The following is a 12,946-nucleotide window of genomic DNA, read 5'->3' as shown; positions in this document are numbered from 1 at the left end:
ACTTTGGTTAGCTGATGTATTGGGTAGCGTGTTCTGTTTCATCGTGGTCATCCCTCGTGTTGTGGCGTGTCCGACCACAGGTTCGTCGACAGGTATTTGAGGCCTGAGTCACAGGCCAGGAAGGCGATGCGGGAACCTCGTTCCTCACTTTGCAGAAGCCTGGTGGCCGCGGCCAGGTTTGCACCGCAGGAGAAGCCGGCAAAGACGCCTTCCGTTCGCGCCAGTTCTCGCGCCGCCTGTATGGATTCCTCTCCGGTGATAGACAGGAAGCCATGCAGCAAAGCGGGATCGAGTAGTTCCAGCTCAGGCATGGAATAACCGCCGCCTTGAATAGGGTGGGATTCTGGTGATGTCACCTGCCGGCCCAGCGCTTCTGCCCCCGCTGGTTCGACGGCGTAGCAGCGGATGTTCAACCCGTGGTCGCGTACGTAACGGGCGATGCCTCCCAGCGAACTACCCGAACCCACGAAGTCGCAAACGGCATCCAGCTTGCCGTCGAGATCGCGCAGTAGTTCCGGCATGGTGTTTTCGTAGTGAGCGCGTGCGCAGGCTTCGCTCAGGAACTGATCTGCCCGATAGGCGCCGCGCTCTCGGCACAGTTCCAGGGTGCGCGCTTCCACCCTCGCCAGGTCCTCACCCGAGACCTGGCCCACGACTGACCCCGGAGCCTGCTCCACCAGCACCACCTCAGCTCCCAGGGCGCGCATCATATTGGCTCGCTCAACAGAGTTGCCACGTGACATCACGGCGATAAATGGGTAGCCCTTCTGGGCACAGACGATGCTGAGACCGGTGCCCATGTTGCCACTGGTAAGCTCGATTACCGGTTGACCGGGCTGCAGTGAACCGTCCTGCTCTGCGGCCTCGATGATGGCCAGCGCGGCGCGATCTTTCTTTGAGTACCCGGGGTTTAGATATTCGAGCTTGGCATACAGATCACCTTCAAGCCGCGCGGATAGCGTGCCGAGATGGACCAGGGGTGTGTCGCCAATGGTGCCGAGGATGGAACGGTGCAGGGTCATTGCATGCCACCTCTCTGCTGAGGCGTGGCTTCGACCGGGAGCAGTAATCGGCTGGCCTGTGCGGTGCCGAAGGCAAACTGGTAACGGGGTTCGCCCCTGGCCGGAGTGCGCGCAAACTGCACTGCATCCGCCCCGGTCAGCGAGATACGCAATCGGTCGCCGGCCCGGAAACGTACGGAGGTGGCCAGCAAGGGCAGGGTGATGCGATGCAGCGTATCGGGGGTGAACGGTTGTTGGTGCTCTCGTGCGAAAGAGCGATTGGGCCCGTCGGACCTGTAGGGGCAGGTCCGGCAGCTCGGTGCACGCGCGTGGGTGAGCCTGGTCGCGCCTTCTGTAACATAGGTGACCCTGCCGTCAGCGGATACATGCTCCATGTAAGCGTGCACTGCGCCATCGGCATGTGAGGATGCCAGGTGCAGGTCGAGAACCGGGGTGCCGGTAATATCCATCGCTGTTGGCAGGGGCGGAGACGTAAAGCTCAGGCGACGGCCGCTCAGGTCGCGTCGGTCTTCATATACGACGTCGGAACCGCCTAGCGGTGTATCCCAGCGGGTCCTGCCCAGGTGGCTGGAAGTGGTGCTGAAGTCTACCGCGTAGGTGACCTCTCCGGGCCTCACCGCGTCATTGGTATCGCACAACATGCCATCTTCGCAAAACTGCAAGACCCGTTGCGCCAAGCCGCTGGGGGGCCAGGTGTTGCTCTCTTTCCACCCCCCGTTGAGGGTGTAGTAACGAATGCGCTGTGTTGGCGCTTCGCCCTGCGCGGCCAGGTGGTGAGAGAAAAAATCCGCCATCTGCTTGAGTTGCTGCGCCCGCGATGGCTCCGCCGATGCGGCCACGGGCTTGAACGGGTCGGTATCGTGCAGGCCGCCATGTGACAGTGTGCCGATGGTGACTTCCTGGGTGTTATTTGGCAGCGAGAGCAACCGCGCCAGTGCGCCATCGGCGGAACCTGCATCCAGCCAGCCCGCGAGTGCGAATATCGCGATGTCAGTGCGCGCAATAACGTCGGCCCTGCCGTAGGAGGCAATGTCCCGCCAGGTGAGAGTCGGGTTCCGCCACAAGGGGTCATTTCGATAGGGCGTCTTCTCGGTTGTTTCCAGCACAGCGGGCGTTTGCCGTTGCGCGGCCAACGCCGCAACCGGCTGGCCTTCCACTTCGCGCACGCCACTGACCAGCATATTCAGCCACCGGCAATTGTCACCGGGTTTGCAAAGTCCGGCGTTGGCGTCCAGCCCGTGGTTCAGCGCCTGCCAATCGCGCATGAATTTGCTGTTCACCACGCCGCCGAGTGTCGACAGGTAATACTGCGAATCAAATACCATGTAGGTTGGAGCGATGGCCTTCAGCGCGGGGTGGCCCTGGCCGGCCATGGCCTCCGCGGTCATGCCATCGTAGGATACGCCGAACGCACCGACATTGCCGTTGGACCAGGACTGGAGGGTGATCCAGTCTATAACCTCGGCGTAATCGGCAGACTCCTGCGGCGCGATAGGGAAGGGCTTCTCGCCCTCCGACGCGCCAGTGCCGCGTGCATCTGCGATCACCACCACAAATCCGCGCTGGGTGAAGTAACTGGTATCGTCACGCAGGCCCAGGGGCGGAAGCACGCCCAGCGCACTGAGGCCTCGAGCCAGCAAGGTGAACTCGCCGTTGCGCCAGTAGCGCGTGGCTCGGAGCAGCGCGGGCCGATGCTCACCGGGCGCGATATCCGTGGGCAGCCAGACATCCACGGCGAGTCGGGTGCCATCGCTGGTGGTCACGTACTGGCTGGTGAGTCGCGGGAACCCGTGTTCGGTGGATGTTTCACCGGGTAGTGCGGTGGTCCACCCGGCGATAGCGATTACCAGTCCGGCGATGGCCGCCAGAGCCAGCAGAGCTGCCAAAGTCCTGATCAGCAGGCGCGCCAGCACGGTCAACTGCGCCCATAAATCTTGAGGAAATTGGCTACGCCGCGACGCAGCAGCGGCTCCGGTATGCTGCTGGCGGTGCCAGTACCGCCGCTTCGCAGGGCGCTGCCACCTGCGCCCTGGGTCAATGACAGGAAGTCCTGTACGGCGAGATCCAGCGCGTCGAAGTGTATCTCGCCATGCCTGGAGAGACCCTCTATAACCTGGGCGATTGTCGTGAGCAGGGATTGCATGCCGACTTCGTACTGCCAGCGGATCAACTCCGCCAGGTCACCGGGCGCAGCCAGCATCATTCGGTGCAGTGCCATAAAGTCCGGGTCCATGAGCACCGCCGCGGTCGCCCGGGCCAGGGCGAGAAGTTGCTCCTCAGCAGCTGCTTGCGGATCGGGGCGGTTTATCTTGTCGCTGAGGGCGCTGACTTTGCGCTCTATCACTTCCCGGAACAGTGCTTCCTTGGCGCCGAAGTGCTTGTATATCGTCGTTTTGGAGATGCCGCTGACCTCGCTGATGCGATCGATGGGCACGCCGGCAAAGCCATCTTCGAGAAATAGCTGTTCAGCTGAGTCAAGAATTGCAGCTCTTTTTTTCAGCCACAAGGGGCGCTTCGCCTGTTCGTGCTTGCTGAGCGTGGTCTCGGGCGTGTCTGGGGTGCCGGCCAATTGCTATCTCTGTTGCAGTTGTTATGTTGTGTACTGTACAGTACACCAAAGATTTCGGCCTTGCAATGCCGTGATACTGCAGCCGGCGCAGGCCTCGACTACACTGGGCACTTAAAAAGGATAATCCGTTTTGCTCTACGCCATGCTGTCCCACAACGGGGCTTTCCCCATTATTGCGCTGCTGTTTGCCGCGGCGCTGGCCCTGCTTGCCGGGCGACTCCGGGCGCGATGGCTGGCAGTGCCCGTGTGGGTGCTCGCCGGCTTCGCTGCACTGTTTTGCGCTGCCGGTCTCTATGGCAGCTGGCGCATTCACTCCATCACGGCAGCCACGCCCGCACCCGGTGAAATGGTGGATGTTGGAGGTTATCGAATGCATATTCTCGCCGAGGGCGCCTCACCGCTCGGGGCAGCGCCGGTAATTTGGATAGCGGGGCAGCACAGTGCCGGTTTTGCTTTGAAGCACCTGCACGATGGCATCAAGGCAGACTACCGCTCCATCCTGTTTGATCGACCCGGTGCCGGGTGGAGCGAAGCCGGTCCATTTCCGCGGCGCACCGCGCTGGAGGCGGCGGAACTGCACACGCTGCTCGAACGGGCTGGTGAGCGCGGCCCCTTCGTTGTGGTCGGTCACTCCTATGGCGGGCTGCTGGCAGTAAATTTCGCGAGGCGCTACCCGGAACAGGTGGCGGCGCTGGTGTTGCTAGACGCCACGCCTCCCGACAGCCTGGTGTATGGCGGATTTGACGGCCTGGCGATGGTGTCACGGTTGGGAATGCTGCAGGCCCTGGCACGCAGTGTGGGCGTGCAGTCTGACTTGCTGGACGTAATGGCATCGCGCAACCCCCGCGCCGCGGACCAGTACCTGCCTGTGAAGGAGGCGCTTGGCGAAAACCTTGCACTGATTAATCGCGCAGAAGCCGGCCCCAAAGCCGGTTGGGCGACCGCGTCGATTTTTTCCGAGGGTGCTCATCCGCAGGTGCTCGACACTGCGTTCGATCTCGTTGTTTACGATGGCGAACTGGGCGATATGCCGGTTTATGTCGTGCTGCCGGGTACGTTGCAGAGCCTGGACTGGGACGATGACGAGGCGGTTACCGCATTCCAGGCGGCCACGGGTATGCCTGCGGCGGACCTGTCCCGCTTTGCCCATATTTCAGAGGCCATGCGCTACCGCTTTTTGCAAGTCTCCAGCGCCGCGCGCCTGTTGCGGGCACCCGCGGGTACCGGCCACCTGTTTCCATACGAAACCCCGGGCTTCGTGATCGATCTTGTTCGCCAGGCGGTAGCGAGCCCGGTACCAGCAGATGACGCCGTTGGCGGAGCTAACGCTCCGCAACGGCGATAAAGGTGCCATCGGCGATGGTATCACTGGAGCGCTGCCACAATATCGCTGACCTCAGGCGTCGGGCCAGGGCCCGACTGCCGGCGCCGATGTTTCATTACATCGATGGCGGGGCCGACGATGAATGGAGCTTGCGGAACAACACCTCGGCCTTCGATGATTATTTGCTGCAGCCGACCTACCTGCGCGACGTCAGCGAGATCGACCTGTCGACCCGGGTGCTGGGCCAGGACCTGGCCCTGCCATTCTTTCTGGCGCCCACGGGGATGTCGCGGCTGTTCCATCACCATAAGGAACTGGGAGCGGCCAGGGCTGCCGAACGCTTCGGTACGATCTACAGCTTGTCGACCCTGGCCACCACCAGCCTCGAAGAGATTTCCGCCACTACCAGTGGCCCCAAGATGTTCCAGATATACATCCTGCGCGACCGCGAATTGACACGTGAATTTGTGCAACGCTGCAAACAGGCCGGCTACCAGGCGCTGTGCCTGACGGTGGATACTCCGCTGGCGGGAAACAGGGAGCGGGACCACGTCCACGGTATGACCATGCCGCCGCGTATCACGCCGGCCAATTTCCTGAGCTATGCCAGCAGTTTCCACTGGCTCTATCACCTCATTCGTGACCCTGATTTCCGGTTGGCCAATGTGGCGCACAGGGTCGATGCCCTGGGAAAGGGCGCCATGGGTTTGATCGAGTACGTCAATGGTCAGTTCGATCGCACAGTATGCTGGGATGACGTGGGCTGGCTGGCGCAACAGTGGGATGGCCCACTGGTAATCAAAGGCATGACCAGTGCCGATGACGCTCGACGCGCATTGGATGCCGGCGCCACCGCTGCGATGCTGTCCAACCACGGCGGACGCCAATTGGATGGTGTGCCCGCCCCAGTGGATTGTATCGCACCGATCCGAGACGCAGTGGGCGACCGGCTCGAGCTGATCGTGGATGGCGGGATCCGACGCGGCACACATATTCTCAAGGCGCTCGCGCTGGGCGCCGATGCCTGCTCCATTGGCAGGCCCTATCTGTATGGCCTTGCCGCGGCTGGGCAGGCGGGAGTGGAGCGCGCGCTGGAGATACTGGAATTGGAACTGGCGCGGGATATGGCCCTGCTCGGCTGTGCCAGCATTGCCGATCTCGATGCGGGATATGTGAAGCACAGGAGCGAGCGCTAGGTCATGGCCACACCCTCTACAAACGCCCTCGGCGGCCCCTATGACCTGATTATCGTGGGCGGCGGCATTATCGGGCTGTCCATTGCCTGGCAGACCGCACGCAGGTCTGGGTTGAAGATCGCCGTTCTGGAAAAGGGCGCCGGCGTGGGGGAGGGCTCCACCGGTGCATCCTCGGCAGTGTGTCGCTTTCGTTACTCGCTGGATGAGGTGGTCACCCTGGCCAAAGACGGCATTGCCGCATACCAGAACTGGCGCGAATTTACCGGCCTGGCAGACCCCAATGCGCAATACCAACGCGAGGGCGTGCTCTGGTTACCCGGCACCGACGAACACTGGGCCGAGACGCAGCACCGGCGTATGCAGTCGCTGGGGGTTGCCACCGAGGTGCTCGACGCAACGGAACTGCGCGAACGCTTTCCCGCTGTTAATCCCTGCGGCCTGGCGCCTGACTTCGACAGCGGCGAAGGCCACCGTTGTATCGACGGCGCCCGCAGTTTCCTCGAGGTGGATGGCGGCTACATGGACCCGGTATCCGCAGCCCAGGATCTGGTCACCGCCTGCCGCGGCGCCGGTGTAGATGTGTGCTTCAACGTCACCGTCAGCGACGTAAGATGCCAGGGTGGCCGCGTGGCAGGCCTGGTCCTGGCATCCGGTGAGCTGCTCGATGCGCCGCTGGTGATCAATGCCGCCGGCCCCTGGTGCCGGGATCTCTACCGTGCTGCTGGCCTGGACCTGCGCTGGGACATTCGGCCCGTGCGCATCCAGGTGCTGCATCGCGACCGGCCCGCAGTATTGCCGGGCCATATTCCGGTCACTGTTGATATGGCCAGCGGCATCTACTTCCGCACCCAGAACCGCGGCCAGCAACTTATCGTGAGCTCGGTGCGGGAGGAGGACGAGCGTGAACACGTGGAGGCCCCGGACGACTTCAACCGGGTGCCCGATACAGAGTTCGAGCTATACAAGATGCACGCCTTGCACCACCGGCTGCCTGACTTACCCTATCAGGGAAAAGTGACTGGATATTGCGGCCTGTACACGGTCAACCACGACGACGTGCATCCGGTGCTGGGCCCCACCGAGGTCGAAGGCTTCTGGGTAGCCAACGGATTCAGCGGCCACGGTTTCAAACTGGCGCCCGCGATCGGCTCAATGCTGGCGCAGGCGATCACGGGCACGCGCTGTGAGTTCGATACCAGCGTGCCGCTGTCATTCCTGTCGGTCGACCGTGAGCCGATCGCGCTGGACTCGAAGTCGGTGCTGGCCTGATTTGCCGGCGCTGGCCAGGCGTTTGCCACAGCGGATGCACCTGCCACCTTCCCGGCTTTGGCGTAGAATAGGGCGCTTTCCTTAAAGGGAGTAAACAGCGGTGGTTTCGGAGCAGGACAGAGTGGCGGTGGCGCAGCTTCTCGGGCGTGAGCCGCGCGGGCTGGAAGATATTCCCGTCCGCGGGGCAGATGGTGCGCCGCAGGTCATCCGCGTCGCTTCGCTGGTGGATGACAAACCCTTCCCCACGTTGTTCTGGCTGGTGGACCCGGCGCTGAACTATCGTATCGACGGCGAGGAGGCCGGCGGCCTGATCGCCAGGTTGCAGGCGCGCATTGACGCGGATGACGCCCTGCAGACAGCCATGGCCGACGACCACCGCCGCCACATCGCACTCCGGGAAAGCTACATGGATGCGCAGCTGCGAGTGCGCATTGACGAACTGGGCTTCAGCACCGTGTTCGCCGACAAGGGTATCGGTGGCATCGCCGATTTCACCCGCATCCGCTGCCTGCACACCTGGTATGCCGCGCATCTGGTAACAGCCAATACCGTGGGCAGACTGCTGGATGCGCACTGGACCGGGCCGCTTGAAACGGACGGGGCTGTATCGTGAAGCGCCGCACGCTGCTGCTCGCGGCCCTGGGCGGCGCGGCCGCCACCGGGCTGGCGCTGCGTCCGCGCGATGAGGGCGCGCCGCACCAGCCTTATTTTGAGGGTCTCAGCAGCGCCCTCGATGCGGCCGGCGCGGGCACGCCGCGTCTGCTCATCGACAGGCAAGCGCTGCACCGTAATATCAGCACGCTGCGTGGTCATATTGGCGACCGCTACGCCTACCGTATTGTCGCCAAGTCACTGCCCTCGGTGCCCTTGCTGGAGGAGGTCATGCAGCGCTCCGGCAGCAACCGCCTGATGCTGTTTCACCAGCCGTTTATCAACCGGGTGGCCGCGGCGCTGCCCCATGCCGATATCCTGCTGGGCAAGCCGATGCCGGTGAGCGCTGCCGCCCGCTTTTATGCCCAACTGGGCACAACCACGTTCCAACCGGAGCAGCAGCTGAGCTGGCTGCTGGACACACCGCAGCGGGTGGCGCAGTACGCCGCCCTGGCCGAGCAACTGGCGGTGGACATGCGCGCCTGTATCGAGATCGACGTGGGCCTGCATCGCGGCGGCGTGCAGGACGATGCCACGCTACTGGCGATGCTGGACGCGATCACCGCCGCACCGCGGCTTCACTTCGCCGGCTTCATGGGTTATGAGCCCCACGTGGTGAAAGTGCCCGGTAGCGCGCTGAGCTATCGCGATCGTGCCATGCAGCGTTACAGCCACTTTGTAGCCGTGGCGCAGCGCCACCTGGGTGCGCGCTGGCCGGAGGACGCCATACTGAACTGCGGCGGCAGCCCTACCTACCAGCTCTACGATGAAGGCGAATTTCCCTTCAACGAACTGGCGGCCGGTTCCTGCCTGGTCAAGCCCACGGATTTCGATATCCCCACGCTCGCGGACCACGAGCCCGCGGCCTTCATCGCCGCACCGGTGCTCAAGGCAAGTGCAGGGGTGCAGATACCGGGCCTGCCGCTGGGCGTGCTGCAGCAACTGTGGAATCCCAACCGTCGGCGCACGGTGTTCACCTACGGCGGCTACTGGAAAGCACAACCGGTGTCGCCCGCGGGGCTGTCCGTGAACCCGCTGTTCGGGCGCTCCACCAACCAGGAAATGCTGAATGGCTCGCCCGCGACTGGCCTGGCCGCGGATGACTGGGTGTTCCTGCGGCCGACGCAGAGCGAATTCGTGTTTCTGCAATTCGGCGATATCGCGGTATTCGACGGCGGCGCCATTGCTGCCTACTGGCCGGTGCTGGGGCAGCAGGCCTGAGGCCATCCTTTGCCGCAGATCATGTTATCGGCGGGCGCAAGTGGTATATTAGGCGCCTTTTTTGCGGCCCGTAGCGGGCCGCAGCAGTAACAGGCCAGGGGATTATGACAGCCAACACAGACGATCTGCGGATCGGGAAAACCAACGAACTGATTTCGCCCGAGCAGTTGATTGCCGATATTGGCATCAGCGACAACGCGGCGGAAACCGTCGCCAATGCGCGACGCACTATTCACAATATCCTCACCGGCGAAGATGACCGCCTGCTGGCGATTGTCGGTCCCTGCTCCATTCACGACCCCGATGCGGCGCGTGAGTACGCAGCGAAACTGCAGGCCGAGGCACAAACCGTTGCTGACGACGTGTTCGTGGTGATGCGCGTATATTTCGAGAAGCCCCGCACCACGGTCGGCTGGAAGGGCCTGATCAACGACCCGGACCTGAACGATACCTTCCAGATCAACAAGGGACTGCATCTGGCGCGGCAACTGCTGGCCGACCTGGCCGAGATGGGCCTGCCCAGCGGCACCGAGTACCTCGACCTGATCAGCCCGCAGTACTATGCCGACCTGATTTCCTGGGGCGCCATTGGCGCGCGCACCACCGAGAGCCAGACCCATCGCGAGTTAGCCTCCGGCCTGTCCTGCCCGGTGGGTTTCAAGAATGCGACTGACGGCGATATCCAGGTGGCCATCGACGCCATCAATTCCGCCTCCAAGCCGCACAATTTTCTCTCGGTAACCAAGCAGGGGCATTCGGCCATCTTCCAGACTGCCGGCAACGAGGACTGCCACATTATCCTGCGCGGCGGCAAGCACCCGAACTACGATATGTTTTCCGTGGACGACGCCAGCAGCATGTTGACCCAGTCCGGCTTGCCGCAGCGCATCATGATTGATGCGTCACATGCCAACAGCCGCAAGATTCCGGCGCGACAGATCGACGTTGCCTCGGATATCGCTACCCAGGTGGCGCGCGGCAGCACCAGTATTTTCGGCATCATGCTGGAGAGCAACCTGGTGGAAGGGCGGCAGAACGTGGTGCCCGGCGAGGCACTCACCTACGGGCAGAGCATCACCGACCCGTGCATTGGTTGGGAAGACACACGCTCGCTGCTGGAAGAACTGGCTACCGCGGTGCGCCTGCGCAGGGGCTGAGACAGCCCCGTTGGCGAATTCGCTAGCGGCTAGAAGTTGTAACCGAGCTCCACGTAGGCCCCCAGCGGCTGGCCGACAAAGTAGCGGTAGTCGCCAAAGGCGTAATCACCCCGTTCGGCGTAATCTTCATCCAGCAGGTTGGTGACGCGCAGGGTGCCGCGCCAGCGCGGTGTGAGCTGGGAGTCCAGCCGTAGGTTGAGCAGGGAATGTCCGTCATACTTGTGTTCGTTGTCCGCGTCCAGGTAGTGAGACCCTAGATACACCCACTCCAGTTCGGCAACCGCATCGGCGCTGAACTCCCATCCCAGCCTGGCGCTGCCGAAGCGTCTTGGCGCGGTGTCGATATCGTTGCCCTTGATGTCACCGGACGAGCCCAGCAGTTCGACGCGGCTGTCGTAGCGGTGCAGCGCAAAGCTGGCGGCGCCGTTCAGGTACCAGTTGTCGGCGAAACGATAATCCAGGCTCAGTTCCATACCGTGGTGCCGGGTGCTGGCGCCACTGACGTTCTGGCGGTCGCTGTCCTGGAAGATCACGTCATCTTTTTCCATGTAGTACACCGAGGCATCGTAGGCCAGTGCGCCACCCAGCTCACCGCGCAGGCCGAGTTCAATGTTCTGCAGTGATTCCGAGTCCAGGTCTGCCACGCGCTGCCCCGCCTGCAGTCGATACAATTCGGTTGCCTGCGGCGCGCGAAAGCCGCTGGCCAGGCGCGCGTACACTACCTGCGCATCGCCGAGGGCATAGCTGGCGCCGGCGTTGATTGACAGGTTGGTGAAGCTGTCATCGCGGTCTGCGGGACGGTAGAAGCGGCAGGCGGTGGCCTCGGGTGCGCAGGCCGGACCGTCGCCGGTGCGGTTGTTGTAATCGTAGCCGGTGTAATCCAGGCGCAAGCCGCCGGACAACTCCAGGCTGCCGCTGCGCCAGGTGGCCTGGCTGAACAGAGCCGCATTGAGTGCATCCACCTGGTAGTCGTAGTGCACGCCCGCGGGCTGGTTGGGGCTGAAATCGCCATCCTGTATCTCGGTCAACCAGCCGTCGGTGTAGTCGATGTCCACGCCGTTGGCCAGCGCCCAGTTGCCCAGCTCACTGTGCACCGCCGCCTGCAGGCCGAGGCTGGTGTGGCCGTTTTCCTCTACCGGTTGCCACGGCAGGAAGTGCATCAGGAATTCCATCTCGTTGTCGCGCAGGTAGGGAGTGAGCACCAGGGTGTGCGCGTCACCCAACGCGCGGCTGGCGCGGCTGTAGGCGCGCAGCGACCAGACGTCGCGGTAGGCCTCAGGGTTGGGGTTGCTGTCCTTGAGGTCTTCGTCCTCGTAGGCTTTGTAGCCGCGAATAAATCCCGCCGTCTCCTGGTTCAGGTTGGCGTAGTCGATCACGCTGGTCACGTTCCAGGTGTCACCGCTGTAGTCATGACGGGCAGTCAGTTTCTGCTGGTCATAGCCGGAATCGTCCTTGTAGCCACCGTCGGTGGTGCCATTGATGCGCAGGCTGATGCCATGTGCACCGTTCTCGGCACCGTAGGCATACTTGCCGCGGTAATAGTCGTAGGGTCCGGCTTCCACGCTCAGGTTGTTGATGTCCGCCGGCGCCGCGCTTATCACGTTGATCACGCCGTGCAGGGCATTGGAGCCATACAGGGCGGTGGCGGGGCCCTTGATCACCTCGATGCGCGAGGCCTGCTCGGTATTGGCATCAAACAACTGGTTGATATTGCAGAATCCCGGCGCGCGCAGGCTGATCGAATCGGCGGCCATGAAAAACGCGCCGCAGCTACCGGCGCCGGTGAATACCGGTGAGCGCAGGCTGGGCAGGCTCTCCTGGCCATTGCCACGGCTGATCCAGGCGCCCGGAACGCGCTGCATGGCCTCGGTAATGTGCACATGGCCGGTGAGCTCGAGTGCGTCGCTGTTGATCGCAGACCAGGACAAGGGCAGCGCCGCGGCCTGCTGCTCTACCCGCGTCGCGGTAATCAGCATTTCCTCGATTGTGGTGTCGGTTTGCACCTGTGCATGGGCAGGAAAACTGGCGCAAGCAGCGAGCGCCATCCAGGTCGGCAGTGATTTCTTCATGAGTAAAAGCTATTCAGTGAGAGGCGATAATGTTGGGGTCGGTACTGGCGGCGGGGCCTTCGCGGTTGCGCACCGCGTCGGCAATACGGAACAGCGGCACTTTCAGCATGTCGACCAGTTCCTCGCTGGCGCCAATGCGCTCCAGCGCCTTGTCCATGCACAGCAGCCACTGGTCGCGTTCCTCGGGGCCGATATGGTAGGGCTCATGCGGCTCGGTCATGCAGACGCTGCCGTACTTTTCCGCATAGCGCGGCGGGCCGCCCATCCAGCCGGTGAGGTACTCAGCCAGTTTCTCCTTCATCGGCGCCAGGTCGCGGGCATGCATGGCGCGCAGGGGCGCCACCTCGGGCAGCTCGTCCATGATGTCGTAGAAGGCGTTGGTCAGCTCGCGTATGCCGTCCTCGCCGAGAATCTGGTAGGGGGTTTGTGCTTCGTTCATCCGCTTTCCTCGGGGCCGCCACAACGCGG

The 12,946-nt window shown here is 63.0% G+C and carries 11 protein-coding genes; 6 read left to right on the top strand and 5 right to left on the bottom strand.

Annotated features, from left to right (window positions below; all coding sequences use genetic code 11):
• Positions 1-47: 47 nt before the first annotated feature.
• Genes F0M18_RS01415 through F0M18_RS01405 form a run of 3 tightly spaced genes read right to left on the bottom strand, consistent with a single transcriptional unit; the run spans position 48 to position 3,591 of the window.
• A complete protein-coding gene (locus F0M18_RS01415) occupies positions 48-1,022 on the bottom strand; it encodes a PLP-dependent cysteine synthase family protein (RefSeq protein ID WP_149609595.1) in 975 nt (324 codons plus the stop codon).
• Positions 1,019-2,908 carry a CocE/NonD family hydrolase gene (locus tag F0M18_RS01410; protein WP_188109545.1) on the bottom strand — a complete coding sequence of 630 codons (1,890 nt, stop codon included), beginning with the start codon at positions 2,906-2,908 and terminating at the stop codon, positions 1,019-1,021. The genes F0M18_RS01415 and F0M18_RS01410 overlap by 4 nt, the downstream gene beginning before the upstream one ends.
• Before the next feature lie 29 nt (positions 2,909-2,937).
• Positions 2,938-3,591 carry a TetR/AcrR family transcriptional regulator gene (locus F0M18_RS01405; protein WP_149609593.1) on the bottom strand — a complete coding sequence of 218 codons (654 nt, stop codon included), beginning with the start codon at positions 3,589-3,591 and terminating at the stop codon, positions 2,938-2,940.
• Positions 3,592-3,721: 130 nt separating this feature from the next.
• Here F0M18_RS01405 and F0M18_RS01400 point away from each other — a divergent pair, with 130 nt between their 5' ends.
• From F0M18_RS01400 to F0M18_RS01375, 6 genes are all read left to right on the top strand, one after another.
• Positions 3,722-4,936 carry an alpha/beta hydrolase gene (locus F0M18_RS01400; protein WP_149609592.1) on the top strand — a complete coding sequence of 405 codons (1,215 nt, stop codon included), beginning with the start codon at positions 3,722-3,724 and terminating at the stop codon, positions 4,934-4,936.
• Between the two features lie 14 nt (positions 4,937-4,950).
• On the top strand, positions 4,951-6,111 hold the full coding sequence (locus tag F0M18_RS01395; RefSeq protein ID WP_149609591.1) for an alpha-hydroxy acid oxidase: 1,161 nt from the start codon (positions 4,951-4,953) through the stop codon (positions 6,109-6,111).
• 3 nt (positions 6,112-6,114) lie between these two features.
• A complete protein-coding gene (locus F0M18_RS01390; protein ID WP_149609590.1) occupies positions 6,115-7,380 on the top strand; it encodes an NAD(P)/FAD-dependent oxidoreductase in 1,266 nt (421 codons plus the stop codon).
• A 100-nt stretch (positions 7,381-7,480) separates the two neighbouring features.
• A complete protein-coding gene (locus tag F0M18_RS01385; protein ID WP_149609589.1) occupies positions 7,481-7,993 on the top strand; it encodes a DUF501 domain-containing protein in 513 nt (170 codons plus the stop codon).
• Positions 7,990-9,252: a DSD1 family PLP-dependent enzyme gene (locus F0M18_RS01380; RefSeq protein WP_149609588.1), complete on the top strand. Its 1,263-nt coding sequence runs from the start codon at positions 7,990-7,992 to the stop codon at positions 9,250-9,252. The genes F0M18_RS01385 and F0M18_RS01380 overlap by 4 nt, the downstream gene beginning before the upstream one ends.
• Positions 9,253-9,356: 104 nt before the next feature.
• Entirely contained in the window at positions 9,357-10,409 is a 1,053-nt protein-coding gene (locus F0M18_RS01375) for a 3-deoxy-7-phosphoheptulonate synthase (protein ID WP_149609587.1), read from the top strand.
• A gap of 29 nt (positions 10,410-10,438) precedes the next feature.
• On the opposite strand, the gene F0M18_RS01370 is transcribed toward F0M18_RS01375, so the two are convergent.
• Positions 10,439-12,478, bottom strand: coding sequence for a TonB-dependent receptor (locus F0M18_RS01370; protein WP_262500792.1), 2,040 nt, complete (start codon positions 12,476-12,478; stop codon positions 10,439-10,441).
• Positions 12,479-12,491: 13 nt separating this feature from the next.
• Positions 12,492-12,917: a group II truncated hemoglobin gene (locus tag F0M18_RS01365; protein ID WP_149609586.1), complete on the bottom strand. Its 426-nt coding sequence runs from the start codon at positions 12,915-12,917 to the stop codon at positions 12,492-12,494.
• Positions 12,918-12,946 lie beyond the last annotated feature (29 nt).

The organism is Pseudohalioglobus sediminis, from assembly GCF_008370495.1.
Lineage (GTDB): Bacteria > Pseudomonadota > Gammaproteobacteria > Pseudomonadales > Halieaceae > Halioglobus.
This window is presented reverse-complemented; position numbering and strand designations above follow the sequence as displayed.